General features: G+C 46.7%; 26 protein-coding genes and 3 pseudogenes. 14 read left to right on the top strand and 15 right to left on the bottom strand.

The window, feature by feature from the left end:
* The first annotated feature begins 44 nt into the window (after window positions 1-44).
* The 3 genes and pseudogenes from speE to KZ793_RS19210 form a co-directional block, all read left to right on the top strand.
* On the top strand, window positions 45-908 hold the full coding sequence (gene speE, locus KZ793_RS19220) for a polyamine aminopropyltransferase (protein ID WP_225816790.1): 864 nt from the start codon (window positions 45-47) through the stop codon (window positions 906-908).
* A 28-nt stretch (window positions 909-936) separates the two neighbouring features.
* Complete coding sequence (gene speD / locus KZ793_RS19215; protein WP_225816789.1) at window positions 937-1,731, top strand: adenosylmethionine decarboxylase; 795 nt, start codon at window positions 937-939, stop codon at window positions 1,729-1,731.
* 150 nt (window positions 1,732-1,881) lie between these two features.
* Window positions 1,882-2,387: pseudogene (locus KZ793_RS19210) on the top strand (transposase); the annotation flags it as partial.
* Window positions 2,388-2,469: 82 nt separating this feature from the next.
* Here the strand turns inward: KZ793_RS19210 and KZ793_RS19205 are convergent.
* The 3 genes from KZ793_RS19205 to KZ793_RS19195 form a co-directional block, all read right to left on the bottom strand.
* Window positions 2,470-2,877 (bottom strand): type II toxin-antitoxin system HicB family antitoxin, encoded by a 408-nt coding sequence (locus KZ793_RS19205; protein WP_225816788.1) that lies wholly within the window; start codon window positions 2,875-2,877, stop codon window positions 2,470-2,472.
* Window positions 2,878-2,928: 51 nt separating this feature from the next.
* Window positions 2,929-3,111 carry a type II toxin-antitoxin system HicA family toxin gene (locus KZ793_RS19200; protein WP_225816787.1) on the bottom strand — a complete coding sequence of 61 codons (183 nt, stop codon included), beginning with the start codon at window positions 3,109-3,111 and terminating at the stop codon, window positions 2,929-2,931.
* Between the two features lie 309 nt (window positions 3,112-3,420).
* A complete protein-coding gene (locus tag KZ793_RS19195; protein ID WP_232832504.1) occupies window positions 3,421-3,510 on the bottom strand; it encodes an S-4TM family putative pore-forming effector in 90 nt (29 codons plus the stop codon).
* A 198-nt stretch (window positions 3,511-3,708) separates the two neighbouring features.
* Between KZ793_RS19195 and KZ793_RS19190 the strand changes: the two genes are divergently transcribed.
* Window positions 3,709-4,182 carry a hypothetical protein gene (locus KZ793_RS19190; RefSeq protein ID WP_225816786.1) on the top strand — a complete coding sequence of 158 codons (474 nt, stop codon included), beginning with the start codon at window positions 3,709-3,711 and terminating at the stop codon, window positions 4,180-4,182.
* An 83-nt stretch (window positions 4,183-4,265) separates the two neighbouring features.
* Window positions 4,266-4,424, top strand: a pseudogene (locus KZ793_RS19185) (IS982 family transposase); the annotation flags it as partial.
* On the opposite strand, the gene KZ793_RS19180 reads toward KZ793_RS19185, so the two are convergent.
* Window positions 4,411-4,572 (bottom strand): isochorismatase family protein, encoded by a 162-nt coding sequence (locus KZ793_RS19180; RefSeq protein WP_112877039.1) that lies wholly within the window; start codon window positions 4,570-4,572, stop codon window positions 4,411-4,413. The pseudogene KZ793_RS19185 and the gene KZ793_RS19180 sit on opposite strands and share 14 nt — an antisense overlap.
* Window positions 4,573-4,834: 262 nt before the next feature.
* On the opposite strand from KZ793_RS19180, the gene KZ793_RS19175 reads away from it, so the two are divergent.
* Window positions 4,835-5,245: a type II toxin-antitoxin system HicB family antitoxin gene (locus KZ793_RS19175; RefSeq protein ID WP_225816784.1), complete on the top strand. Its 411-nt coding sequence runs from the start codon at window positions 4,835-4,837 to the stop codon at window positions 5,243-5,245.
* A 128-nt stretch (window positions 5,246-5,373) separates the two neighbouring features.
* Here the strand turns inward: KZ793_RS19175 and KZ793_RS19170 are convergent, their stop codons facing one another.
* From KZ793_RS19170 to agaR, 9 genes are read right to left on the bottom strand one after another with little or no spacing between them, the layout of a single operon-like run.
* Window positions 5,374-7,278 carry an alpha-galactosidase gene (locus KZ793_RS19170; protein ID WP_317987487.1) on the bottom strand — a complete coding sequence of 635 codons (1,905 nt, stop codon included), beginning with the start codon at window positions 7,276-7,278 and terminating at the stop codon, window positions 5,374-5,376.
* Window positions 7,279-7,317: 39 nt separating this feature from the next.
* A complete protein-coding gene (locus KZ793_RS19165) occupies window positions 7,318-8,178 on the bottom strand; it encodes a tagatose bisphosphate family class II aldolase (RefSeq protein WP_225816783.1) in 861 nt (286 codons plus the stop codon).
* Between the two features lie 9 nt (window positions 8,179-8,187).
* Entirely contained in the window at window positions 8,188-8,622 is a 435-nt protein-coding gene (gene agaF / locus KZ793_RS19160) for a PTS galactosamine/N-acetylgalactosamine transporter subunit IIA (RefSeq protein WP_225816782.1), read from the bottom strand.
* A 22-nt stretch (window positions 8,623-8,644) separates the two neighbouring features.
* Window positions 8,645-9,538 (bottom strand): PTS system mannose/fructose/sorbose family transporter subunit IID, encoded by an 894-nt coding sequence (locus KZ793_RS19155; RefSeq protein WP_225816781.1) that lies wholly within the window; start codon window positions 9,536-9,538, stop codon window positions 8,645-8,647.
* Window positions 9,528-10,313 carry a PTS N-acetylgalactosamine transporter subunit IIC gene (agaW, locus tag KZ793_RS19150; protein ID WP_225816780.1) on the bottom strand — a complete coding sequence of 262 codons (786 nt, stop codon included), beginning with the start codon at window positions 10,311-10,313 and terminating at the stop codon, window positions 9,528-9,530. The genes KZ793_RS19155 and agaW overlap by 11 nt, the downstream gene beginning before the upstream one ends.
* An 11-nt stretch (window positions 10,314-10,324) precedes the next feature.
* Window positions 10,325-10,807 carry a PTS N-acetylgalactosamine transporter subunit IIB gene (agaV, locus tag KZ793_RS19145; RefSeq protein ID WP_198672799.1) on the bottom strand — a complete coding sequence of 161 codons (483 nt, stop codon included), beginning with the start codon at window positions 10,805-10,807 and terminating at the stop codon, window positions 10,325-10,327.
* Window positions 10,808-10,809: 2 nt separating this feature from the next.
* Window positions 10,810-11,991 carry an AgaS family sugar isomerase gene (locus tag KZ793_RS19140; RefSeq protein WP_225816779.1) on the bottom strand — a complete coding sequence of 394 codons (1,182 nt, stop codon included), beginning with the start codon at window positions 11,989-11,991 and terminating at the stop codon, window positions 10,810-10,812.
* Entirely contained in the window at window positions 11,988-13,283 is a 1,296-nt protein-coding gene (locus KZ793_RS19135; protein ID WP_225816778.1) for a D-tagatose-bisphosphate aldolase, class II, non-catalytic subunit, read from the bottom strand. The genes KZ793_RS19140 and KZ793_RS19135 overlap by 4 nt, the downstream gene beginning before the upstream one ends.
* Window positions 13,284-13,318: 35 nt before the next feature.
* Entirely contained in the window at window positions 13,319-14,092 is a 774-nt protein-coding gene (gene agaR, locus KZ793_RS19130) for a transcriptional repressor AgaR (RefSeq protein ID WP_225816777.1), read from the bottom strand.
* Between the two features lie 399 nt (window positions 14,093-14,491).
* Between agaR and ampC the strand changes: the two genes are divergently transcribed.
* A complete protein-coding gene (gene ampC / locus KZ793_RS19125; RefSeq protein WP_225816776.1) occupies window positions 14,492-15,649 on the top strand; it encodes a class C beta-lactamase in 1,158 nt (385 codons plus the stop codon).
* A gap of 80 nt (window positions 15,650-15,729) precedes the next feature.
* On the opposite strand, the gene KZ793_RS19120 is transcribed toward ampC, so the two are convergent.
* Both KZ793_RS19120 and KZ793_RS19115 read right to left on the bottom strand, forming a co-directional pair.
* Window positions 15,730-17,028, bottom strand: a complete 1,299-nt coding sequence (locus KZ793_RS19120) for a phospholipase (protein WP_225816775.1) — start codon at window positions 17,026-17,028, stop codon at window positions 15,730-15,732.
* Window positions 17,029-17,064: 36 nt separating this feature from the next.
* Window positions 17,065-17,544 (bottom strand): CesT family type III secretion system chaperone, encoded by a 480-nt coding sequence (locus KZ793_RS19115; protein ID WP_225816774.1) that lies wholly within the window; start codon window positions 17,542-17,544, stop codon window positions 17,065-17,067.
* A gap of 207 nt (window positions 17,545-17,751) precedes the next feature.
* Here KZ793_RS19115 and KZ793_RS19110 point away from each other — a divergent pair, with 207 nt between their 5' ends.
* The 7 genes and pseudogenes from KZ793_RS19110 to KZ793_RS19080 all read left to right on the top strand — a co-directional run bounded on the left by KZ793_RS19110 (window position 17,752) and on the right by KZ793_RS19080 (window position 25,300).
* Complete coding sequence (locus KZ793_RS19110; RefSeq protein ID WP_225816773.1) at window positions 17,752-18,069, top strand: type II toxin-antitoxin system RelE/ParE family toxin; 318 nt, start codon at window positions 17,752-17,754, stop codon at window positions 18,067-18,069.
* Window positions 18,070-18,154: 85 nt separating this feature from the next.
* Window positions 18,155-18,304 (top strand): annotated as a pseudogene (locus tag KZ793_RS19105) (NadS family protein); the annotation flags it as partial.
* 138 nt (window positions 18,305-18,442) lie between these two features.
* On the top strand, window positions 18,443-19,075 hold the full coding sequence (locus KZ793_RS19100) for a response regulator transcription factor (protein WP_225816772.1): 633 nt from the start codon (window positions 18,443-18,445) through the stop codon (window positions 19,073-19,075).
* Window positions 19,072-20,616, top strand: a complete 1,545-nt coding sequence (locus tag KZ793_RS19095) for an MASE1 domain-containing sensor histidine kinase (RefSeq protein WP_225816771.1) — start codon at window positions 19,072-19,074, stop codon at window positions 20,614-20,616. Before KZ793_RS19100 ends, KZ793_RS19095 begins: the two co-directional genes overlap by 4 nt.
* Window positions 20,617-20,704: 88 nt before the next feature.
* Window positions 20,705-22,036, top strand: a complete 1,332-nt coding sequence (gene uhpC, locus KZ793_RS19090; protein ID WP_225816770.1) for an MFS transporter family glucose-6-phosphate receptor UhpC — start codon at window positions 20,705-20,707, stop codon at window positions 22,034-22,036.
* A gap of 17 nt (window positions 22,037-22,053) precedes the next feature.
* Entirely contained in the window at window positions 22,054-23,085 is a 1,032-nt protein-coding gene (locus KZ793_RS19085) for an ABC transporter substrate-binding protein (RefSeq protein ID WP_225816769.1), read from the top strand.
* Between the two features lie 136 nt (window positions 23,086-23,221).
* On the top strand, window positions 23,222-25,300 hold the full coding sequence (locus KZ793_RS19080) for an ABC transporter permease (RefSeq protein WP_225816768.1): 2,079 nt from the start codon (window positions 23,222-23,224) through the stop codon (window positions 25,298-25,300).
* Window positions 25,301-25,308 lie beyond the last annotated feature (8 nt).

Raw genomic sequence — 25,308 nt, 5'->3', positions numbered from 1 at the left:
TGAGCCCAATTTTCACGGCCATCACAGTGGAGGAAAGCCGCGGCATGTCACAAAAAGAAACTTGGTACGAAACCCTGCACGCCAATTTTGGTCAGTATTTTTCCGTCGATAAAGTGCTTTATCACGATAAAACTGAGCATCAGGATTTGATCATCTTTGAAAATGCGGAGTTAGGCCGCATCATGGCGCTGGATGGCACAGTACAAACGACTGAACGTGATGAATTTATCTACCACGAAATGATGGCTCATGTTCCTTTGTTCGCCCACAGGAACGCTAAACACGTGCTGATTATCGGCGGTGGTGATGGCGGTATGTTACGTGAAGTCTGCCGTCATCAATACCTTGAAAGCATCACTATGGTTGAAATCGATGCTGGCGTAGTTGAATTCTGCCGTCAGTATCTGCCTAACCATAATGCCGGTGCTTATGATGATCCACGCTTCAATCTTATCATTGACGATGGTGTTAATTTCGTTAATACCACCGATCAGAAATTCGATGTCATTATCTCCGACTGCACGGACCCGATCGGGCCTGGTAAAGGATTATTCACATCGGAATTCTATCAAGGTTGCCAACGTTGTCTGAATGAAGGTGGCATTTTTGTTGCCCAGAATGGCGTCTGTTTTCTACAACAGGATGAAGCGGTAACCAGCCATAAAAAATTGAGCAACTATTTTGCCGACAGCAGTTTCTATCAGGCTGCGATTCCAACCTATTACGGCGGAATAATGACCTTTGCCTGGGCAAGCCAGAACCCGGCACTACGCCATATGGATCTGGCAACATTGCAACAGCGCTTTGACAACGCAAGTTTTACCTGCCGTTACTACAATCCAGCCGTTCATGTAGGTAGCTTTGCTCTACCGCAATATCTGCTGGATGCCCTATCCGAGAACCCATAATCACCCATTAGCCAGGAGGTGAAATAAATTGCACAAGCTGAAATTGCACGGCTTTAATAACCTGACAAAAAGCCTGAGTTTTTGTATTTACGATATCTGCTATGCAAAAAGCCAAGCCGATCGGGATAGTTATATCGCCTACATTGACGAACAATATAACGCTAATCGTTTAACGGAAATTCTTAGCGAAACCTGTTCGATCATTGGTGCAAATATTCTGAATATTGCCCGCCAGGATTATGAGCCACAAGGGGCAAGCGTTACCATACTAGTCAGCGAAGAACCAATGGACCCAAAGGATGTAGACAATACTGAAAACCCAGGTCCGTTACCCGATTCTGTCGTTGCCCATTTGGATAAGAGTCATATCTGTGTTCATACTTATCCAGAGAGCCATCCGGGCGGTGGTATATGCACTTTCCGGGCTGATATTGAAGTATCAACCTGCGGTGTTATTTCACCTCTCAAAGCGCTGAACTATCTGATCCACGAATTGGAATCAGATATTGTCACGATGGATTATCGCGTGCGTGGCTTCACCAGAGATGTGAATGGCGTGAAGCACTATATTGATCATGAAATCAGCTCTATTCAGAATTATATGACCGAAGAAGTACAATCACAGTATTACATGATGGATGTCAATATTTATCAGGAAAATTTATTTCATACAAAAATGATGCTAAAAGAATTTGACCTGAATGATTGTTTATTTAATGCCACACCAGAGCAATTAAGTGAAACTGAAAAGCTGGAAATTACCCATCTCTTAAAAAAAGAGATACAAGAAATTTACTATGGACGTAATTTACCCGCTGTTTAACTTTCACTAACTTATTATTTAACCTGAGGTTTGCTTAAGAAGGGGACTCAGTGCCTGAAGCACGATCAAAGTTTTTGCTAGATAAAACAAAATCGTGGAGATCCTCAGGCATATCTAATTTAGAAGAACTTTACTGCTGCGTCGATGACTTTTGCCAAATTGGTCAGCTACACCCTGATGTTAACCTTGAAGCAAAGGGCGCTCATTCCCCTCTGTGCTTTTCTTTCGTCACGCAAAGCTGAAACCCATGGGATCGCTTTTATTGATTCAACCAAAATTGCCGTTTGTCACAACCTCCGTATTCCCCGTCATCGCGTATTTAAGGGCGTCGCACAGCGAGGGAAAACGAGTACAGGCGGTTTTATGGCTTTAAACTTCATCTGATTATCAATGATTGTGGTGAACTTTTGGCGGTTAAGTTGACCTCAGGAAATAAAGATGATCATCATCCAGTCAAAGCACGGGTACAAGGGTTAACAGGGTGTTTGTATGGCGATAAAGGGGATTTGTCACAGGCCTTGGCGCATTCAAGACACCGCAGTCAGCTCGGTTTTTTATTGGAAATCGTCGCGGGCTTAATTGCTTATACACTCCAACCTAAAAAACCAAGCTTGAATTTACGGGATTGTGATATCGCTATTTTTAAACGAAGCTGAGGTTAGTCATGTCACTTTGGTATTCTTAAAAGAAAAAACCCGCTGTTAGCGGGCTTTTCATGGTTTTGATAGAGGAATTATCTTACGAGTGTTTCGACAGCTCACGCCGAGCCAATTCAGCCAAGAATCCGCTGCGGCTATGATACTCACGATGTGAGTTCACATATTCATCAATTCTACCCAACAAAAGTTGGGGCATAGTAATGTTTAGCTTGATGGCTTTTCCATCGTATTTAGTTAAATCCATGTCAACATAAGCCCAACTGCCGCCGGTGCAATCTTCATTGCTTAGATGGTCAGCAACAGTTCTGGCTTGTGCTGGAGCCTCACCCTTTTCGCTCATGTATTCAAAATAAGTATCTAATGCGTTTTGAGCATCGCTAATAGCGTCGTCAATGGTATCGCCAGCAAAGTAACATCCGATCACGTCTGGCACAAAACCGGAAAACGATCCGTCGTCAGCCTGATGTAAATAAATAGGATATCTCATGCTTACACCTTCTCTTTGATTAAAGAGCGGCCTTTCAACCGCTTAATTAAGTTATTTCAGTCCTGCCTGTTTAAGTATTTTATTGAGCGTCCCGACCGCCAAATCTTTGCGCGGATGCGGAATTACTATCGGGCTGGGTTCCTCTGATTTCTCGAAAACATGATGCGAACCATTGGCTCGCACAAAATTCCAGCCAACCGCTTTGATTTGCTTTATTAGTTCATCGCTAGACATTATCCCTCTCTTTAATCAAAACCAAGAGAATGATAGCACCTCTAATACCCACCATCAACACCAATACCCATGGTGGGTATGAGAAATATTGTTCGGGTAGCCGACTATTTTGTCACTCACAGGTTTAGAACGCGAATAACTAGCATTACTCATTATAAACCTGGATTAAGACCTAGCTCAATTGATGGCATTTAAACCAATTCTCCCTAGCTTAATTCCGGAAGCGCGGGTTACTTGGTGCTCTGTTACGAAATTGACTATTATCACCCTTTTTTATAGTAAGAAGATGCTTTAAAAATATTCTCACGACTAATTTTTTCCAACTTTAAACTCGTTCCATGGAATATGTAGAACATCACAGTCATATATTTCCTGAATGGTCAACGCAGTCTTTTTCATTGAGGGAAAAATACCAGAAAAAATAATTTCATTGAAGTAAAACCACGCTGTGCATCTATATTATCCCTATTTATAGAAATTTTAAAAATAGTGTCGAAATATTATGGTTATTATTAAGTCATATATAAAAATAAGAATGTGAAAAAATTTTTTATGATCTAGTATATAATTGTTAATTTTAATTGGAGGTTTTAAAAAATGGCTACATATCATATTTATAGACAGGAAAGCTTTGCTTACAGATATGCGAAAGCTGGAGTGCCCGTTAATCAGGTAAGTATATTAACAGCTGATCATACGCAAACACCTGCATCTACAGACCCTTCATTTAAATGGGTATTCAATAATACTCCTGTGCCTGTGGATGGAATGATTACAACTATTTCTCAACCGGATACAGATTTGTATTGGGTACACGGAGGTGTTTTTACTGCTGGCAGGAAAAGTTATATGGGCATTGAGCTCGCGTATCAACCTCCCACAAAATCAAAATTACAAGTAAGACTAAAGAAATCAAGAGTTGGATTTGGACAAAGTTATGACTTATATTCATTAGACAATGAATATATTATTATTGTATATGATCCTATTAAGGAGCGTCATAGAATTTGTCTTTCTGCTGATCCTGATCCTGCTGGCTATCGTCCATGGTATTTTAATCAAGTAACCTGAGGTTTGCTTAAGAAGGGAACTAAGTGCCTGAGGCACGATCAAAGTTTTTGTCAAATAAAACAGAATCGTGGAGATCCTCAGGCATGTCTAATTTAGAAGAACTTTACTGCGGCGTCGATGACTTTTGCCAACAATTTATTCCTCTCTGGCATCAACAGTTAATTGAAAATGGCTTGCTCAAACGTCGCCGCGACGCTTCCCTTTCTCTCAGTGAAGTCATGATGCTCCTCATTGAGCATCATTAGCATAAACCACCAGCCAATCCGGTTGACGCCGGGCATGATCAATCAGCCGTTTAATTACCGGTACGATCTTCATCGCATCCGCCTCATTGGCGAGTAATCCTGTGACAAAATCGTTCAGCATGTCAATTACGATCAACGCTTTCATTCGTTTTGTCCTTTAAATTTGTTTGTACAAAAACAATTACAGTGACTGACTTCCACCACTAAGTTACAGACAATTCTGACAAGATTTTCTTATGATTAATATTAGCTCATGAAACTGGGATGGCCGACTTTTTAGCTGTTCTAGCAGCTAATAATAACGCCAATAACCCCTATTATCTTGACACATAACATTATAGAGTTATTACAATCCCAAAAAGTATCCAAAAACAGGCGGGGCTTTAGCCCACTTCTTGGAGGTATAAATGTTATATCCAGTTGCCATTGACAAAGGTAATTCATCCTTTGGCGTCCGTGTCCCAGATATCCCAGGTTGCTTTTCTGGCGGAGATAATTTTACAGACGCGATAGAAAGCGCCCGTGAAGCAATTGAAGCGCATATCGAGTTGCTGATTGATGATAATGAAGTGGTACCAGAAGCGACAAGCGTAGAAAACTACCTTGCCGACCCTGAATATATGGGAGCAATATGGGCATTAATTGATGTGGATATTACACGGTTAATGGGAAAGTCAGAGAAAATCAACGTAACTCTTCCATCATTACTAATCCGCCGTATCGATCAATTCGTCGCAAGCCATCCAGAATACGGGAGTCGTTCAGGTTTTCTATCACATATAGCGACAGAAAAAGTTATTAGCAAAACCAAAATCTAATATGTCTCAAGTGTTAGTTTATTGACAATATGCTGATTTTTTCCAATAAAACACCATCACAATAATGTCCCAAAATAATCACTGCCCCGAATAAAATTATTTATTCAGGGTAGTTTATAACACGGTAATTATTTCGATGGGGTCAAAGAAAAAGTCAACGTCTCCAACGGCTGGAGAGTAATCAGCGTTGTTTTATTGATAAACTTCGGTACCGAGCTGTTCTCGCCATAGTCTATCTTAACGTCATATACCAAAGGCTGATTATCCGGTAATTCAAGATCGCTTTGCAGATCCAGATAATATTGTTTCACTTCATCAGCAGGATTGCGCAAAGTAATAATCGACTTTTTCGGACTCCAGGCTCCCCAACCATACACCGCTAGATCGGTGGGATCTTTACCAATCCAATGCGTATCAAACAGCACATCTTGGTTTTTCTCTGACCATTTCGCCGCGTTTGCCAGCGTATCCCAATCCTCTGTGGTCAACAGTTCAGGCGTAACATACATCTCCTGTAACTGAGTGCCACTGCCAAAATAGCTCCAAACCTGATCGGCAAAATCTTTAGGTGACTGTTTATCCAGATGCTTAGCCTGTTTAGCATAAACAATGCCATGCAGCATCAACGAATTCAGTGGGAACAGCGGCCCCTTTGTTACGACATTACGATAAGTTTCCGCATCACGGTAGGTAAGCCACTGCTGCACTTTGGAACCTTTACCGTAAAACTCCACATCATAGCCACCACGCCAAATAGAATCGGCGAAAAATAGCCAGGAAGGCGTGGCTTTGGTGCCCGTGGTCAAGTTGATAAACAGATCATTTCCTGTACCGCGCATATCTTCAATAAGATGGATAGCGGCATCAAAATCACTGGTGAATGAACTCCCTTTAATCACACGATCAGCATTGCCGGTGCCATCTAGCTTAAACATGGATACATTTTGTTGTTGAATCAGGTTGAGCACCCGGTTATGGAAATTGGCGTAGTAATTAGGGCCTGAAAGCGCAAATCGGCCATCTATCACTTCATAACCAAACTCCTCCGCATGAGAAACACGTTGCTCACCAGGTTTACCATAACCGCCCCAAGGAGAAAGCCAAATACCTAAACGAGCACGATATTGATCTGCCGCCTGTTTAAGATTTTTAAATTCATGGGGAAATGCTTCACTAAAACCCCAATCTCCTTTGAGGTTATCCCAACCATCATCAAACAGATAACCACCCAACTTCACACCGCGCTTAGTCACCAACTCCTGTCCAAACTGATTGATACGGGTCAACGACTCTTGTTCAGTATAAGGAGTGAAGAAACCAATATCGTACCAAGAGTTGTAATGTAGGTAAGGGCTGTATTCACGCGGACGAGCATTGTTCAAAAACTCATTGACGTTGCGCCGCAATTGCCCTTCTTGATAAACACCAATATACGTCTTATAACTTAACGTTTTCCCCGGCTCTAACGGGATAGAGAGTGCAATTTTTTGCGAAGTGTTCCCTTTATAAGCCTCAGTGTTAATCAATGGGTTACCGGGAACAATAAAGAAGCTATCGCTGATAATCGGTGAACTGACGATAGAGCCGTGAACAAAAGCGGTTTTAGTGTGAAATGGTATCAACGAGACGGAGCTGAGCTCCAACGCGTTTTCCTGCGGTGTAATGGTGATTTCAAACGAGCCGTACTTATCTTTACCCTCCACAGTAATTATATTGCTTACCTGAATGTCGCCATGTTTCAAGGAAACAACAATACGATTGTGCTTTTTACTGATATCAGTAATCTGAAAATCTTTAGCCGTGAGCTTCTCTCCTGATTTCAACGTGATTTCAAACAGACTGTCAGTAATGATTTGATCGTGGTTTTTCGGATTTTCAAATTTCAGTTGCGTCACTTTACCGTGTTCATCGCTAACCGCTACATGGTAATTGTCACCCGCCAATCGCCAGCTATCTGCCCAGACTGGAGCGCCATACAACACGGAACTGGCTAATAAACTCAACGTAATTTTATTTAACGTTCTTATTTTCACAGCAGTTTCCTTAATAGTCAGAATGAAAAAACAGAATCTTCACGAATACAGCTTGCCTGTACTGCCACAAATCCGGATCTTTTCTTCTACTACTGCCTGCATAGCCTGTTTTCCCGGTGCGATATATTTACGTGGATCATTCGCATCTGGATGCTGGATGAAATAACCCTTTACCGCATCAGCAAAAGCAATTTTCAGATCGGTCGCCACATTGACTTTACATACGCCAAGACCAATCGCCTGCTGTATCATCACTTCAGGAATACCCGATGCGCCATGCAGCACCAACGGAATATCCACCTGTTCACAAATTGCTGCTAACCGATCAAAATCCAGATGCGGTTCACCATGATACAAACCATGCGCAGAGCCAATCGCTACCGCCAGAGAATCAATACCGGTACGGGCAACAAAGGCTTTTGCTGCCAGCGGATCGGTAAAAAAACTATCGGCATTGGAGACCTGCAAATCATCCTCCTGCCCGCCTAGCCGCCCCAATTCCGCCTCAACGCTAACATCGTAACGATGGCAAAATCGTACCACCTCAGCCACCTTACGAATATTCTCCTCAAAGGGTAAATGCGAGCCATCAATCATTACTGAACGTACACCTGCGGTCACTTTATGGCTGATATCCGCCAATTCCTCATGATGATCGAGATGCAATGCCAGTGGCAAATTGTGGCGGCGAGCGGCATCCTGACAGATTGACACCAAGTAGTCAGTCCCCGCATAACTGAAAGTACTCGGCGTACCTGCCAAAATAACCGGTGATGCCAGACGTGCCGCAGTTTCCGCTACCACCTGGACAGTCTCCAGATTATGGACGTTGAAAGCGGGAACCGCATAGCCTTCAAGCAGGGCCTTTTTCAACATTTGACGACTGGAAATCAGGTACATATAAGCTCCTTAAATGCCATCCAGATTCAGGCTGTCATACCTGCGTTTCTGCTGTTCATGCCACAGGCTGGTTAATCCCCGCCGCCCACATTCCAACGCCATATCACGAAATGTTTCCAAGGTTATATCTTCACGGTCCAGCAGCATCTCTACCGCCAATTGCATATTAGTCCCGGTGATAACTTCATAACATGGATTAGCTATTGCCAGTTGCGCCGCCTGCCTAAATGGTGATCCACCCAGTAAATCACTGAGAATCATGACACCCTCACCACTATTACAGGCGGTGCAGGCCGCTTCCAACAACACCAATAATTGCTGCGTACTGGTTCCCTCAGGAAAATCGACAGCGCAACACTGAGGTTGTCGTCCGACGACTTGTTCCACTGCCTGCAACAACCCACTGGCGAAATGCCCATGACCGGTGATTACAATACCTAACATTGCCTCTCCTCAGTGTCGTTTATTACAGAAAACCAACAAACTTCCCTACAATCCCGATCACGACGGTCAAACCAATCAACTTGACCGGGGAAAATCCTTTTTTCATCAACCAAAACACCAGCAGGGTGAAACACAACGGCAATAAATTCGGCATTAGTTTATCCAGCACATCCTTTTGCAACGCCACACTGGCCTTACCGGCGTTGACCACCACCGGTGTCGAGAGATGAACATAGGAAGCCACTAACGCCCCGATTACCGTCATTCCCACGATTGAAGCAGCATGAGAGATCTTCTTGGTATGCTTTTTCAATAATGCCAACGCGCTGGTTCCTGCACGATAGCCATAATGCGCCAAACCAAAACGCAAGCCGAAATGCACAATATTGAACAACAACAGGAATATGATGGGGCCGAATAGACTGCCTTGTAGCGCCAAAGAAGCCCCAATACCCGCGCAAATGGGTAGCAGCGTCAACCAGAACAATGCATCACCAATCCCACCGAGTGGCCCCATCAGCGCCACTTTCACGGCACGAATAGTGGAAATTTTCTCTTTATTCCGTTCCATTGCCAGCACCAACCCGGACAGGAAGGTGACATCAAACGGATGCACATTGATAAATTCCATGTGCATCTTCATAGAGTTTGCGAGATCTTGCGGATTTTTGTGGATCTTACGCAGCCCAGGGATCAAGGTGTACAACCAGCCACCCGCTTGCATACGCTCATAGTTAAATGATGCCTGTAATAACAGGGAGCGCCACGCCATACGATTCAGATCGCGGTTAGTCAGCTCTTCACCCGGTGTACTGTCCTGATAATCATCCTGCTCAACCTGACTGGTTGCCAGTGCCTGCGCCATCCTTTTCTCAGCTTTAGCTGCCATAGCCGCATCGGTGTCATTAAATGCCATCTTCCATCTCCTGAGATTGAGTGGTAGGTACGCTGCGTTCAGCAGCCTCTTCCATACGGGAACGGTTAAAGAAATCAATCAATGCAATCGCAAAAGCGCCAAGTGCTACAGCAATAATCGGCATCTTAAGGAATGTGACTGAAATGAAACCCAGAATGAAATAAGCGATATAAGTCTTTTTCATCATGATCTTCATTAGCATAGAAAAACCGATCGCCGGCATCATGCCACCCGCAACCGCCAGACCATCCAACAACCATTGCGGCGCCTTCTGTACCATGACGCTGGCAGCATCGGCACCAAAATAGACCGGCAGAAATGCCACGATAAAGTAGAAACAAAACAGAATGGTGATACCCAAGTAGTTCACGCGTTCCACACCGCGCCAGTTCAACGCTTTTACCATCTGATCGCATTTATGCATCATGGGTGAGAACAGGGTAAACAACAGGGTGATGCAGCCTTGTACCGCAATGGAAAACGGCACCGCGATACCAATCGCTACCTTAGGATCAGCATGAGTCAAAATGGCAAATGCCGTGCCAATCACCCCGCCAATCACCACATTTGGCGGCTGAGCGCCAGCCAGTGGCACCATTCCCATCCAGACCAGCTCCAGTGTCCCACCCACCAGCAACCCCGTCTGTACATCCCCTAAAATCAACCCAACCAGCGGGCCAATCACCACAGGGCGGTGAAAATGGGTCAATCCATCAAACAGATCCACTCCCGCCAACCCGGCCAGTAATCCAATCAATATCGCATCAATCAGCATAACTCACCTCTTTAGAACAACAATTTATCGATAAGCTCTCCCGCTTCATCTGGTACCCGCCGTATCTCGCAGGTAACACCCAGTTGCTCTAGTTCACGAAATACCACTACGTCACTATCATCAACCGAAACAGTCTTATGGATCTGGCGCTTCCCTTCAGCAAAATGCATATTGCCCACGTTAACAAATCGGATCGGCACTCCCCCCTTAACCAGCGTCAGTACATCTTGCGGTGTTTTACAGACGATAAAAATTTTCTGGCGTTCAGCCGCTTTATGAATCACATCAATGGTTTTTTGCAGGGTGAAATAACGAGTCTGAACCCCATCGGAAACCACCATATCCATCAGATTTTGCTGCATCAAATCACCGGCAACGTGATCGTTAGCCACCAATACCAAATTGGCCCCCAGTGAATTGGTCCAAGTCACACCGACTTGACCATGCACCAACCGGTTATCAATTCGGGTCATTAAAATATTCGGTATCGACATAATCACTCCTGCTTACATGCTGTTCTTTGTGAATAAGATGGGAGATAAGGATAAATTTCCACCCCCTTCACCACACGGTTGACCTCCCCTGTTGGGCATGGATTGTCTGGCGTGATACCCAACGCCAGCGAGGTTTCAAACGCTAACATCTGCAAAAACATCAAATAGGGAAAAAGCAGCCAGAGATCATCTTGTTCACTGTTAATCACTGTAAATCCTTCCCCCGGCGTGCCACTCAGAGCAACAACCTGACGCGCCAGTCCGTCATGATTCAGTTCATGCCACAAATCGAGATCATAACGACGACGATACTTATCAGCAGAAAGCATCATGACCACCAGCGTATCGCGTTCGATCATAAACTTCGGACCATGACGCACTCCCATCGATGAATCGTAACGGGTGGCGATATACCCGGCGGTCAGCTCCAGCATCTTGAGCGCCCCTTCTTCAGCTATACCGGTAAAACAACTGGAGCCCAGACACATCATGCGCTTAAAACCGCTGCGTGCCAGCCGCTTAGTTTGTACCTGCCACTGTCTCCACTCGCGCTCGCACAACTCAGCCATCGCCATCAGTGGCACACCACTCTGTTCCAGCGTTAACGGCCCTAACAGCAACGCTGTCGCCAGCGTCATACAACTGAAACTGGACGTCATAGCAAAACTCTGGTCATGAGAACCCTGCGGCATATTCAATGAGCAGACATGAGCGCGTCCTTCGGCATAACGTGCCAGTGCACCATCGGGATTGCAGGTCAGCATCAGGTGATAACAGCGTGGCAGTATCTGATCCGCCAGTTTTACCGCTGCCACGCTCTCCGGACTATTACCCGATCGCCCATAAGAAATCAGCAAGGTTGAACGTGTTAGATCGAGGTATTGCAAAGGAGAAGGCACAATGTCCGTGGTGCTGTACGCGACTACATTCAGCCCGCACTGCTCACGCAACCAAGGAGCCAGCGCGCGCCCGACAAACGCGGATGAACCTGCGCCACACAGCACTATCTGTAACTGCGGATCAGACAACAAAGGCAGCAAAAAAGGTCGCCACAACGCTTCCTCACATTGCAGATTTTGATATAACTGACGCCAAAGCTCAGGCTGTTGGTGAATCTCTCTGGCAGTATGCAATGCATGATGCTCACGCAACCAGACTTTGGTATAGGAAAACAGCTCATTCATGCTAAAGCTCCTTGTACCTCTGGCTCACAAGCCTGCGCGTAGCTCAAGAGCACAGAACGAATTTTATCCAACACCCAAGCGTGTGGGTCATTATCCAACCTTCCCGCGTTAACCGCCTGCGCCTGCTCTGGTAGGTATTGACTCAACAGAGAAAGAGAAACCGGGCGACAACGCAGGTTATCCATCAAGGTATTCACTGCCTGTTGTATCTGCGGATGCGGCCAGTAGTAACGAGCGCGATCACTCAAACTGTATTGACGATCAATAAACTGTTGATGCGGTGTACCGTGGTAATAGCGGTTCCAGTGCTCCGGCTGCTCAAGCATAACCTGTTCTAGCGTGGCACACAGATGAGCCGCTCCCTGTTCCCCATTCCATTCACCATCGATCTTATCAAGTGCGAAAAGCGCCTCACGTAAAGCAAAAGTCAACGCTGGACCGACTTTCAGAATGGCAAAGTGATCGCGTACCAATTCACGGTAAGCTTGCGCCGTTTGATAATCAGTAGAATGGGCTTCATAAACTAGATAGGGCTGAGATTCGATATATTGACTGAGTGCCGTGGCACGTTCAGGTTGATAATGTTCGATATGATGGTGATCGAACTCCACACCCGGTTGCACCACCAGCGCAATCACTCGCGGCCATACCGGTTCCAGCCCGGCCAATCTCCAAGCTTGTTGATGTACATTCAACGTTGTGGCCGCTGCCTGCGGTGTCGTGACTTGCATTCCTTCCAACGCTTCTTTAGCGCCACCCGGTACCGGCACTTCGGTACCTATCACATAAACCGGCGGTTCTCCCCCCACCTGCTGCCAACAACGTTCTGCCACCTGACACAAACGAGCTGCGCGTACCGCAACCTCCTTGTCACCCAGCGGCGTTGGATCATCCAAGCAGGACATTGAGCAATCAAGATGTATCTTACGAAACCCCGCCGCCACATAATCGTGTATCAACGTTTCAGCCAGTTTCATTGCCTGTTCAGCGGGACGATCCTGCCAGGCATTTGGTCCAAGATGATCGCCTCCTAGCCAGACACGATCACGCGGCAAACCAATGCGATCGGCCTGTTGCAAGACGGCATCCCGGAATTGAGCAGGTTTCATCCCGGTATAACCACCAAACTGATTGACCTGATTAGAGGTTGCTTCAATCAGCACCGAGGTCTTACGCTCTTTAGCGACGCGCAAAGCACTTTCCAATACCCAGGGATGAGCGGAACAGACCGAATAGATCCCCACTGCTTCACCTGATTTGTGACGACGGATAAGTTGTAATAGTGACTGCATGGTGTCTCCCATGCGGGCAAGAATCTCGGTAAGAACTATTCGTCGGCAATAATCACATCCACGCCGAGTTCAATTAATGCCCGCCTGTAGTTATCGGGGATCCGACTGTCAGTAATCAGCCGATGAATCTGTCCGGCCTGACGGATCAGGCAAAAACTTCTGCGCCCAAATTTACTGGCATCCGCCACCGCGATAATTTCATGCGCCACCTCACACATTACGCGATTAAGGTGGGCTTCACCGGGGTGTGGCGTGGTTATCCCTGCTTCCAGATCAAAACCATCGACGCCAAGAAATAGGGTATCAAAACGATATTGACGCAATTGCTGTTCCGCAGCCGGACCGTAGAGCGAGTAGGAGTTCTGACGCACACTCCCGCCAAGTACCATCACCTCCATCCGGTCAAACCCCGCCAGTTCATAGGCGATATTCAACGCGTTGGTCATGACGACTAAATCACGCCGTTCTTTAAGAAATGGTACGATTTGCGTGGTAGTCGAACCGGAATCAAGGATCAGGGCATCACCATCCTGAACAAACTGTGCTGCTCTGGCCGCAATACGCGATTTCACATCACGATTCATCCGGCCTTTATCTTGCAAGGGGCGATCAAAGGCGAATTGCTGATTCAACATGGCACCGCCATAGGAACGTAATGCACAGCCTTTTTGTTCCAGATAACGCAGGTCATTACGGATAGTGACGCTGGAAACCCCAAAACGGGAACTTAAATGCTCAACACGTACACTGCCCTCATGGCACAGCAGGTCAATAATCTGTTCACGTCTTTTTACAGTGTCCATTGCCATTCCGTTATGCTCCTCAGATTTCCAGCGACAAGCTCACGTCGCCTGTGACGAATTGCTTTCTCTCTCTTTCGATTAAATTACAACAAAAGCTATGAAATGAAATTGTGATCGGTGTTGCAGTCTATTATATAGACAAAATAAGGTGAAAAAAGTTTCGATTAGAAACAAAACGAAAGAAAATATTAGGCTCTATTGTTACTGACTCTTTACCCCAAAATAAGCTTTCATCCGCTTTTTTAGTAGAAATTGATATAAAGAAACGAAAGCCCTAGGTTTTCAATCAGCAACCACAAAGTTTTATTTTGTCAGGTGATAGAGATCACAAATTTTGTGATTGGATGTACAAATCCTGATAAAATCCAGCACTGAACGCTCTCACTGTAATTAAGGACACACCACATGACAAAACGATTTTCGGTGCTGGCTGGTGGGCTGTTGCTCGCTGCTTCGCTCGGCGCTCAGGCTTCGAATACACCCGATCAGACCCGCTTGACAAATACTGTTGATAAGACCATACACTCCCTGATGCAGGAATATGACATTCCAGGAATGGCGATTGCGGTGACTTTCCACGGGCAACATTTTTTCTATCAATACGGTGACGCGTCAAAAGAGAGCAACACGCCGGTCACCAAAGAGACAATCTTTGAATTAGGTTCGGTCAGCAAAACCTTTGCCGCCAGCCTGATTTCTTGGGCGCAGGTGACGGGAGCCATTTCCCTCTCCGATAAGGCCAGCCAGCATTTTCAACCGCTTGCAGCCAGCGACTTTGACAACATAAGCCTGCTGAATATTGCCACCTACACCGCAGGCGGCCTGCCGTTACAGTTCCCTGATGAGATCGACAGCAATAGCAAAATGGTGAACTGGTATCAGCAATGGCAGCCGAAGTATACGCCCGGAACCTACCGCCAGTACTCCAATCCCAGCATTGGTCTGGCCGGCTATATCGCTGCCCAACGCCTTGGAAAACCTTACTCAATACTGGTAGCAAACCAGATCCTTACACCGCTTGGTCTGCATCATGCCTGGTTTAACGTGCCCGCGCAGGAGATGAAGAATTATGCCTGGGGTTATTCGAAAGAGAATAAACCGATTCGCATAAACCCCGGTGTGCTGGATGAGGAAGCCTATGGTCTGAAAGCCAGTGCGCAAGATATGATCGGCTTCGTTGAAGCAAATATCGATCCTTCCCGCATAAGTGATAGCAAGCTGGCACAAGCCATTCGGGCAACCCATACCGGCTATTATCGGGTGGGGGAAATGACACAAGGGCTGGGCTGGGAGCTTTATCACTGGCCCGTTACCCTTGAGCAAGTACTGAGCGGCAACTCGGCGCAGATCGCTTATCAGGCCAACAAAACCACGGAACTATCGCCGCCAGAGCCGCCAACGGATGCGCTTTTTATCAATAAAACCGGTTCCACCAATGGCTTCGGCGCATATGTCGCGTTTGTGCCGCAAGAGCAAATGGGTATTGTGCTGCTGGCCAACAAAAACTACCCCAACGAGGCGCGCATCAAAGCAGCCTGGCAAATCCTCAACGCACTGAAATAACGCACAATTGCGTTAAATACAGTATCTGTTGGCAACGACAACGCCTCCCGAGGGAGGCGTTGTCCTGACATATCGAGTCGTTAAGCTAGTAAAGCTTCCAGACCAGCAGTCACCGCCTCCATGCGGTGACCACCTGAGTGCTCAATCACATAACGCTTGCCTACCTGAGAAGAGGCATCCAGGCCCCAAATACCATGTTCGGCCTTCTGACTCAGCGGATCGCCACTGGTATTGATATGGGTGACGTTGGCACTATCCAACTTGTCAGCCAGCCGATCCCGCAATCCTACATGCAATCCCATGCTGTTAAATGCGGTGACCTTGATCCCATGTTTGATGCCCGTATATTGCGCCAGCCCGCCGCCTAAGGAGTGGCCCAGAACCTCAACCTTGCCGCCATATTGTTTGGTAAAAGCCTTGACCAAGTGGTCAGCATCCTGAAACGCGCTGTCCTTGATCCCTAAAGCAGCGCCGACATCACTCTTCACAGTACCGGGACGCTTAGTTGGCTGAGTACCCACGAAAGAAAGCACCATCGTATCGTCACGCTTGTAGACAGCAACCTTGAGCGCAGACCAGCGATCCCCCTCAAGGAGCAAAGGATCATTCTCCCCCTTGCTGGGGCGAACATGCAGGGTTAACTCACTGCCGGTACCGCCACTACCATCCTCCCGGCGAGCCAGTATCGAGGACGGGATATCGGCCAAAGTGGCATGACTGTAACCTGCCGGCATATCCCGATAACTACTGGAGCAACTGACTCTCGCCAATTGAGCCGCATCCATCACTGCTTTAGCTCCGACAGCATTCAACGGCTCTTGTTCCGCTTTAGCCACAAAGGCTGGTTTAGCGATCACCTTGGCGGAATTCAGCAATTGCTCGGCACGTGTTCCAGCCTGCAAACGATCGGACGCACCAAGCGGTAGATGTGAGACTCCCTTCATGCCTGCGCCAGCCAGCCCCAAGGTAGAGGATGCCAGCAAACGCCCTGTGGATTCCGCCAAGTTTTTAACACCTGCAACACCGACCGTAATTGCACCACTCGTTACGCTACTGGCACCGCCAGTGATATTAGCCAAACCCTTGACAATGGCCCCGGTCCAGTAACGCGCTTTACCTTTGGCACTCTGTGCATGGGAGTCATGCCCTCCCTGTATGGCAGTGCCAATCTTGCGAGCGGGAGCACTCAGGGTCAGGTATTTCAGTGTGGTAGTCAGCACCTTACCCGGAGACACCTGAGTACCAAAACCAGTACTGGTGTAATGGGAGGCAAGCTGATGATGAACATTGTTATTGCGAGACGGTGTCTGTACTTCTCCGTTCGAAAGGGGCGCCAACGCCGTGGCGCTGGGAGTATGCCCAATACCTTGAATAGACATCTTATTATTCTCCTTGGTTATTCAGATGACCGCTACTTAGCATACGATGGCCGAGCCGGGTAATGGATGCAGCGCAGATGATGCACCGTTCTGCTGGGTGTTGATCACCTGAAACTGAGACTGCAAACTGATCCCAAGATCGAGAAACTCACCCAGAGTCTGCATAAATGCAGTTTCGTCGAACATCTCGATCAACGCAGAGAAGCTCAACACCAGATAATTGGTGCGGCTGTCCAAACTGATCTGACTGCCACCCGTGGTGAGACCGAACATATTCAGCTCAAGGGCTGCCCGAGTCAGCATCAACTGGCTCGGTTCATCTGCTGGCAATCGCAACAAAGGAATATAGAGATAAAATGCCTGAGCATCGTCATTATCCGGCACTTCAATGATACACTCTCCACCTTGGCCGAAAGGTACTGTACAGTGACCATCGCTGCCAAGGCTCAAAGCCACGCCTTGACGCTCACCAACAAGGTGCAACCATTCCGATATTGTCTGTTGATATGCTTTCACTAATGATGTTCTCCGCTCGTTATCCCTTACAGACGAAGGGTTTCGCACGCAATAAGAAGTGAGAGCATGTTAACAATCACAGGCAAGCCATGATTTATCTCTGGGGCGAAGTTTTTTATATCGCCGTCAAAATAGCGCCTTATCGGCAGTTGGTTTACATAAATACGGCTTGAATCCACCGCGCTCAGTTCATAATCAGGGGACTCAATGTTTACGTTCATTGAACTACAAGGTTTCAGTAAAAGACGGCAAACGCGGCTAACTGATGATGAATATCGAAAGTTTCAAGAAGTTCTGATTAATAACCCCGAAGAAGGAGATACTATCTCTGATACTGGCGGATTTCGCAAAATACGTTGGGGCCGTCAGGGAACAGGAAAACGAGGTGGTATTAAAGTTATTTACTATAATGTCACCCGTAAAGGTCGTATTTATTTAGCATTAATTTACCCAAAAAGTGAGCTAGATAATTTAACGGAAGGGCAGAAGAAAACATTAAAGAAAATGTCTACTCTCTTGGATTAAATTACTTGTTGAAACAACAAGCAAGGTTAAACTGTGTGATGAAAATATCATATATGATTTACTGAAATAGCCGGCTGAGGTATTTATGAAACATGAATTGTTTGCCGATCTGCTAGCCAGTGCGGAAGAAATGGTGAAAATTGAAAAAGGTGAACTGACGCCAAAACCGGAACACGTTCACACTTTCACGGAAATTGACGTGAAAGCAATACGCGAAGCAACTGACCTGAAACAACTCCCTCCATCTACTTAGTTATCCGACAACTCCCTAAATTTGTTAGCTTTCTTACAAATTCAACTTATTAATTTGCACAACCTGCCTTTCCTGCACATCATGCAACTTATTGTACCTAGCATTATTCATTAAAAAATTATGATTAGAGTTGCACTTATTGATGACCACGTAGTCGTCCGTTCCGGTTTTGCCCAATTACTCACGCTTGAAAATGATCTTGAAATTGCCGGGCAATACGCCAGTGCCAGCGAAGCCTGGGCGGGTTTACTCAGAAACCCGATTGATGTTGCCGTGATGGATATCGCTATGCCGGATGAAAGTGGTTTATACCTGCTCAACCGGTTACGGCAAAAACGGCCTAATTTTCGCACCATTATTCTCAGCATTTATGACACCACCGCATTTGTCCAAAGTGCGCTGGATGCCGGTGCCTGCGGCTACCTCACCAAACGATGTGGTCCAGAAGAGTTGGTACAGGCAGTACGCTCCGTACATCAAGGGGGATGCTATTTGTGTGCTGATGCGCTAAAAGCACTGCGTCAAACCTCACAGAAAGTTACAGCACTGCAAGTTCTAACCCCCAGAGAACGGGAAATATTTGATCTGCTTATCAATGGCATTAATGTTAAAACTATCGCAGAACAACTCTATCTCAGTCATAAAACGGTTCATGTTCATCGTGCCAATATTCTCAGCAAACTCCAGTGCAATAGCACCATTGATCTGGTTCATTACGCCCTGCAACACCAGATTTTGATAGGGAATCCATGAACAGAAGATCACGATTCGGCCTGTTATCACTCTTTCTGCTGATTTTTTATTCTCTGAGCTGGCTTGCTCTTTGGACCATCAGCTTCTACCTGAATGACAATGGGCAACAAGCTGCACTACTTCTGCCTCAAGGGTTACGGCTGGCGCTGTTTATCCTACTGGGGCGTCGTTACTTACCAACCTTATTAGTCACTGAGACTATCATTTTGCTATGGCTTGGCAGCGAACAATTTATTACTCACAATATCATTCTGCTATCCCCCTTTCTTAGCCTAATACCCACCCTTATCGTGCAACAATTCTGGGGGCGCTATCCCTTGTATTGGCAACGGCTCTCAATTCTGCTGGCTGGCGTAGCCGCCAATAGCATGTTGCAGGCTGTTTGTCTGGGATTTACGCTGACTGCCAGCGCCAGCTACCTATTTCTCACTTCATTAACCGGTGGTGTTTTACTGTCACCTTTTGTTTATCTGATCTATGAATATCTACGTCAGCAACATCTAAAAAATATGCTGCAACCGAGCGATCCTGATCCGCAGTTACGCCCTTCTTTGTTGATGTGGTGTTGTCTATTTTGCTTACTAGGATTGAGCGCCCAGATCTTTATGTCACCAGAAATTGAGAATCTTTTGGTGATTCTAATATTTATCCCCAATGTCTTTATGGCCTACCGTTATGGCTGGCAAGGCGGCGTACTGGCGGCTTTGCTAGGGAGCCTAATGATCACGTCAGCTCGGCAATTTAGTGGCGCTTTTAATGATTTAGGCGAACTGGAAATGTTCCTGACTATTCAGGCCCTGTTAGGCATAGGTCTGGGGATAGCAATCAGCCGTCAACAACAGCTCGCTGAAAATTTGCAACGTTACCGTGAACTCTTAGAGCAGGAGTTAACCGCCCGCCATAACCTGATGAAGCAACTGGTTCACACAGAAGAAGACGTTTGTAAAAGTATTGCCCGCGAGTTACATGATGAAATTGGCCAGAATATTACTGCCATTCAAATTCAAGCAACGCTGATAAAACGTACCGCCAGCGCCCCAGCAACAAAAATGATCGCAGAACAGATCAATAACCTAGCCCAACAGATCCATCAATCCACCCGTCAATTATTACGCCAATTGCGCCCGCCAGTTCTGGAAGAGATGTCTTTAGAAAAAGCGCTTCATCATCTGATCCATGAATTTGCATTTAAAGAACGAGATATTGATTGCCAGTTGAATTACCAGCTTCCTCAAAATCCAACCAATGAAACAGTGGTTTTTACCCTTTACCGTCTGGTACAGGAGTTACTGAACAACATCAGCAAACATGCCAAAGCGACTCGAATCGCTATCATCCTGCGGCAACACAGGGATGTGATTGAACTCAGAATCAGTGATAACGGCATCGGTATTACAGAAGATAAAAGAAAAGGCGGATTTGGCCTCCAGGGTATTGAAGAACGTATCCGTGCGTTAGGTGGAGATTGGCAGTTAAGCAATGATAACGGCACGCGCATAATTGTTAAGCTGCCCACAAATTCTGATGAAAATCAGGCATAACTAAGAATTATTCCTAGTTGCCTAAAACCTTATCCCATCCATTTTCATTAATCTTTCTTTATATTTTCCTTTCATGGAGGAGTCGGGTATGCAAGCCACCAGCCAGGAACAGATTTCACAACACTATCGCCGTTGGCGCAGCCGTTTGCTGATTTCCATGATCATTGGCTATGCCGCATTTTATCTGACGCGAAAAAGCTTCAACTTTGTCATGCCGGTTATGCAGTCGGAACTGGGACTGGACAAAGGGCATATTGGCTGGATAACCACGCTGTTCTATCTGGCCTACGGCAGTTCAAAATTTATTTCCGGTGTATTTCATGATCGCACCGGCTATCGCTGGTTTATGGGTGCCGGATTAGTGATGACAGGTGTGTTAAACATTATCTTCGCTTTCTGCTCATCATTTTCCGCACTGCTGATTATCTGGACACTGAACGGCTTCTTTCAGGGCTGGGGATGGCCGCCCTGCGCCAGATTGCTGACACACTGGTACTCTCGCAATGAACGGGGCTTCTGGTGGGGATACTGGAATATCTCCATCAATATTGTCGGCATTACCGTCCCAATGTTGTCCGCTTTTCTGGCGACAACTTACAGTTGGCAAACAGCGCTGATGATGCCGGGAATTATCGGCATTTTATTAGGCATCTGGCTCTGCCATCAGTTATGCGACATACCACAACAGCACGGTTTGCCCAGTGTGGGACAGTGGCGGCAGGACTCACTGGAGCTTCGACATGAACAGCTATCGCCTCCCATGCCGATGATGCAAATACTGCGAGATACGATCTTAACTAACAGAACTATCTGGCTGCTAGGATTCTCCTACATTCTGGTCTATCTCATCAGAATGGCGATTAACGATTGGGGAAATCTGTGGTTATCAGAAACACATGGCGCCAATCTGCTCAGTGCCAATGCGACGCTCTCATTGTTTGAACTCGGTGGTTTAACCGGTGCTCTGTTTTCCGGTTGGGGATCTGATTTACTGTTCCGCGGCCAACGCGCCCCAATGATTCTCCTGTTTGCGCTTGGACTATTTATGGCTGTCACCGCATTGTGGCTCACGCCCATTCATCACTACGCGCTGCTGGCAGTCTGTTTTTTCAGTATCGGTTTTTTTGTATTTGGCCCGCAAATGCTGATAGGGCTGGCAGCAACAGAATATTGCCATAAACAAGCTGCCGGCACCGTCACGGGTTATCTAGGATTGTACGCCTATCTGGGCGCAGCAATCGCAGGCTGGCCACTAAGTCAGGTGGTTGCCCACTATGGCTGGTCAGGGATGTTTGCCCTGCTCACGGCCGCGGCCGCCATGATGGGTTTGCTGTTGATGCCACTGTTAATGGCAGATGTTGGTAAAAGGGAACATATGGCAGGGGTAGCCTCGCTACTTTCCAATAATAAGCAGTTTTGAATACTAAGGATAAAATAATGAAACTGAAACCTCTCTCTACACTTATCGCAGCGGGTCTGGCCGTTGCTGCATTTACCAACAGTGCTCAGGCCGCCGGACGTTTGATCGTTTATTGCAGCGCGACTAACGCCTTGTGTGAAGCAGAAACCAGAGCATTCGGTGAAAAATATAATGTAAAAACCACTTTTGTCCGTAACGGTTCAGGCAGTACTCTGGCAAAAATTGAAGCCGAAAAACGCAATCCACAAGCTGATGTTTGGTACGGAGGTACCCTGGACCCGCAATCTCAGGCGGGAGAGATGGATCTGCTAGAACCTTATAAATCCCCTAATCTGGCGCAAATTATGCCCCAGTTCCGCGACCCGGCCAAACGTAAAGGCAACTACAGCTCCGCTGTTTACGTCGGCATTCTCGGCTATGGCGTCAACACTGAACGTCTAAAAGAGAAAAATCTGCCGATTCCAACCTGCTGGAAAGATCTCACCAAGCCGATATATAAAGGCGAAATTCAGATTGCTGATCCTCAAAGTTCAGGCACCGCTTACACCGCGTTAGCAACCTTTGTTCAGTTATGGGGCAAGGATCAGGCATTTGATTACCTGAAAAAACTAAACGTCAATATTTCTCAGTACACCAAATCCGGTATTGCGCCAGCACGAAATGCCGCCCGTGGCGAATCTGCGATTGGTATCGGCTTCCTGCATGATTACTCATTGGAAGTAGAAAATGGCGCACCATTAAAACTTATCGCGCCATGTGAAAGCACCGGTTACGAAATCGGCGGCGTAAGTATCATCAAAAATGCCCGCAACATGGACAACGCCAAACTGTTTGTTGACTGGGTGTTATCCAAAGAAGCACAGGAATTGAGTTGGAAGAAAGGGAAAGCTTACCAAATCCTGACCAATACCAAGGCGAAAGCTTCGCCTTTGGCACTTAAATTATCCGATCTGAAACTGATCAATTACGACATGGATAAATATGGCGCCAATGATGTACGCAAAGAGTTAATTACCAAATGGGTAACAGAAGTGAAAATGGCTAAATAAAGTCAGCCAAGGGCGGATCACTTCCGCCCTTAGAAACTATCCATCAGGCTGCCTTATTTTTCCCGCACCAATAATGCCCTAGAGGATAGCTTCTTACTGCTGCCATCTCACAATAATAATAAAACAGAGGGAAATTATGTCTCACGCTTTTACCTTGCCTATCAGACAGAAGCAGGATGCCGTGTTCTGGTGGATTGCCCTGATGTGGCTGGCCTTCGCGCTTCTGCCATCATGGAGCCTGGACTACGGCCTATTCGACTCTACTCAAGATGAACTTCTCGCCGCCTATGGCTGGAACGGATTAAACATCAGCTTACTGTGGTTCCTGTTACCCTCAGCACTACTACTACGTCCATTCACACCAGCAAACCGCAATCAACCTCACCGCCACTATTTTGACGCTGGTTATGCCTTCTTATGCGCTTTGTTTGTGGTTATCAGTGCAGCCATTATCGGTCATGGACTGGGCTACTCTACGATTCTCCTGTTTATCTCGCTAGGCGCGATTATTACTCTGGCCCTGTCTCGCCTTGAGTGGCTAGGTGGTGATAGTTTTGTTATCGGCTCATTGGTCGCGGTTATTGCCCTAATCGGTATATTTATCCTTTATCCGAGTATTGCCATCTTTATTCCGATGTTTACGGATGATGCCGGTCAGTTTGCCCCATTTGCTTTTATATCGATCCTGGGGCAGGCGCATATTATTCAGGTTATCATCAACTCCATTCTGCTCTCTCTAGCCGTTGGTGTAGGTTGCACTTTCTTCGGGCTGGTACTGGCAATTTATACCGCCAGAATCGCCCGACGTTCCGCCATTATTGGCCGGGTCTTCTCTATCTTACCCATCGTCACGCCGCCGTTTGTGGTCGGTTTAGGCGTCACCCTAATGATGGGTCGTTCCGGTTATATCACTGAATTTATGGCAACTTGGTTTGGTTTAACCAATACCAACTGGCTATATGGTTTTACCGGGATCTGGCTGGCTCAAGTTCTGGCCTTCACACCAATGGCATTTATGATCCTTGATGGCGCCATCAAAACCATCCATCCCTCATTGGAAGAAGCCGCTTATACTCTGCGCGCCAATCGCTATCAAACTTTCTTCCATGTTTTTATGCCGCTGTTGAAACCGGCACTAGCAAACGCTTTCCTGATCGTGATTGTTCAATCGCTGGCGGATTTCAGTAACCCACTGGTACTGGGCGGTAGCTTTGATGTACTGGCGACCCAAATTTATTTTTATATCACCGGCTCTCAACTCGACTATCAAGCCGCCAGTACTCTCGGCGCTTCGCTGCTACTTTTCTCGCTGCTGATCTTCTGCGTGCAATATCTGTGGATCGGTAAGCGCTCCTATGTCACGGTTTCTGGTAAATCCTACCGTGGTGATGTACAACCGCTACCAACTTCACTGGTTTGGGGCGTCTGTGCCATCCTATTTATCTGGGTTGTGTTCAACATTCTGTTGTACGGCAGCATCTTCTACGGCAGTTTCACCGTCAACTGGGGAGTGGATTACACACTGACCTTGGATAACTTCATCAAACTGTTCGGTCAAGGTCTGCACGATGGCGCATGGCCATCACTACTGGATACCCTGCTCTACGCCGGTATCGCTGCCCCCATTACCGCACTCCTTGGTTTGCTAATTGCCTACATTGTTGTACGCCAGGAATTTCGCGGTAAAAAAACTATCGAATTCACTACCATGCTGTGCTTTGCCGTACCGGGTACCGTCGCCGGGGTCTCCTACATTCTGGCCTTCAACGATTCACCTTTTTATCTCACCGGAACCGCAGCCATCGTCATTATCTCCATGACCATGCGCAATGTGCCGGTAGGTATCCGTGCCGGTATTGCGGGTCTTGGACAAATTGATAAATCACTGGATGAAGCTTCACTCAGCCTGCGCGCCGGGTCGATGAAAACCATCTTCCATGTTCTGCTACCCTTACTACGCCCGGCGATTTTATCCGCACTGATCTACAGCTTCGTTCGTGCGATTACCACCGTCAGCGCCATTGTCTTCCTGGTGACACCTGACACCCGGGTAGCAACCTCTTACATCCTGAATCGGGTGGAAGATGGTGAATACGGGGTTGCTATCGCTTATGGCTCGATCCTGATTGTAGTTATGCTGGCCATTATTTTCTTATTTGACTATCTGATTGGCGAAGCGCGGATCTCTCGTTCCAAAGCCAAAAATGCACAGTAATCACGGAG

It is taken from the genome of Photorhabdus antumapuensis, from assembly GCF_020387775.1.
GTDB classification, from domain to species: Bacteria; Pseudomonadota; Gammaproteobacteria; order Enterobacterales; family Enterobacteriaceae; genus Photorhabdus; species Photorhabdus antumapuensis.
This window is presented reverse-complemented; position numbering and strand designations above follow the sequence as displayed.

Coding starts and splice junctions, on each gene's coding strand:
- speE (WP_225816790.1), top strand. CDS start 45: ATGTCACAAAAAGAAACTTGGTACGAAACCCTGCACGCCAATTTTGGT.
- KZ793_RS19205 (WP_225816788.1), bottom strand. CDS start 2,877: ATGAGATATCCTATTTATTTACATCAGGCTGACGACGGATCGTTTTCC.
- KZ793_RS19200 (WP_225816787.1), bottom strand. CDS start 3,111: ATGTCTAGCGATGAACTAATAAAGCAAATCAAAGCGGTTGGCTGGAAT.
- KZ793_RS19195 (WP_232832504.1), bottom strand. CDS start 3,510: ATGAAAAAGACTGCGTTGACCATTCAGGAAATATATGACTGTGATGTT.
- KZ793_RS19190 (WP_225816786.1), top strand. CDS start 3,709: ATGGCTACATATCATATTTATAGACAGGAAAGCTTTGCTTACAGATAT.
- KZ793_RS19180 (WP_112877039.1), bottom strand. CDS start 4,572: ATGAAAGCGTTGATCGTAATTGACATGCTGAACGATTTTGTCACAGGA.
- KZ793_RS19175 (WP_225816784.1), top strand. CDS start 4,835: ATGTTATATCCAGTTGCCATTGACAAAGGTAATTCATCCTTTGGCGTC.
- KZ793_RS19165 (WP_225816783.1), bottom strand. CDS start 8,178: ATGTACCTGATTTCCAGTCGTCAAATGTTGAAAAAGGCCCTGCTTGAA.
- agaF (WP_225816782.1), bottom strand. CDS start 8,622: ATGTTAGGTATTGTAATCACCGGTCATGGGCATTTCGCCAGTGGGTTG.
- KZ793_RS19155 (WP_225816781.1), bottom strand. CDS start 9,538: ATGGCATTTAATGACACCGATGCGGCTATGGCAGCTAAAGCTGAGAAA.
- agaW (WP_225816780.1), bottom strand. CDS start 10,313: ATGCTGATTGATGCGATATTGATTGGATTACTGGCCGGGTTGGCGGGA.
- agaV (WP_198672799.1), bottom strand. CDS start 10,807: ATGTCGATACCGAATATTTTAATGACCCGAATTGATAACCGGTTGGTG.
- KZ793_RS19140 (WP_225816779.1), bottom strand. CDS start 11,991: ATGAATGAGCTGTTTTCCTATACCAAAGTCTGGTTGCGTGAGCATCAT.
- KZ793_RS19135 (WP_225816778.1), bottom strand. CDS start 13,283: ATGCAGTCACTATTACAACTTATCCGTCGTCACAAATCAGGTGAAGCA.
- agaR (WP_225816777.1), bottom strand. CDS start 14,092: ATGGCAATGGACACTGTAAAAAGACGTGAACAGATTATTGACCTGCTG.
- ampC (WP_225816776.1), top strand. CDS start 14,492: ATGACAAAACGATTTTCGGTGCTGGCTGGTGGGCTGTTGCTCGCTGCT.
- KZ793_RS19120 (WP_225816775.1), bottom strand. CDS start 17,028: ATGTCTATTCAAGGTATTGGGCATACTCCCAGCGCCACGGCGTTGGCG.
- KZ793_RS19110 (WP_225816773.1), top strand. CDS start 17,752: ATGTTTACGTTCATTGAACTACAAGGTTTCAGTAAAAGACGGCAAACG.
- KZ793_RS19100 (WP_225816772.1), top strand. CDS start 18,443: ATGATTAGAGTTGCACTTATTGATGACCACGTAGTCGTCCGTTCCGGT.
- KZ793_RS19095 (WP_225816771.1), top strand. CDS start 19,072: ATGAACAGAAGATCACGATTCGGCCTGTTATCACTCTTTCTGCTGATT.
- uhpC (WP_225816770.1), top strand. CDS start 20,705: ATGCAAGCCACCAGCCAGGAACAGATTTCACAACACTATCGCCGTTGG.
- KZ793_RS19085 (WP_225816769.1), top strand. CDS start 22,054: ATGAAACTGAAACCTCTCTCTACACTTATCGCAGCGGGTCTGGCCGTT.
- KZ793_RS19080 (WP_225816768.1), top strand. CDS start 23,222: ATGTCTCACGCTTTTACCTTGCCTATCAGACAGAAGCAGGATGCCGTG.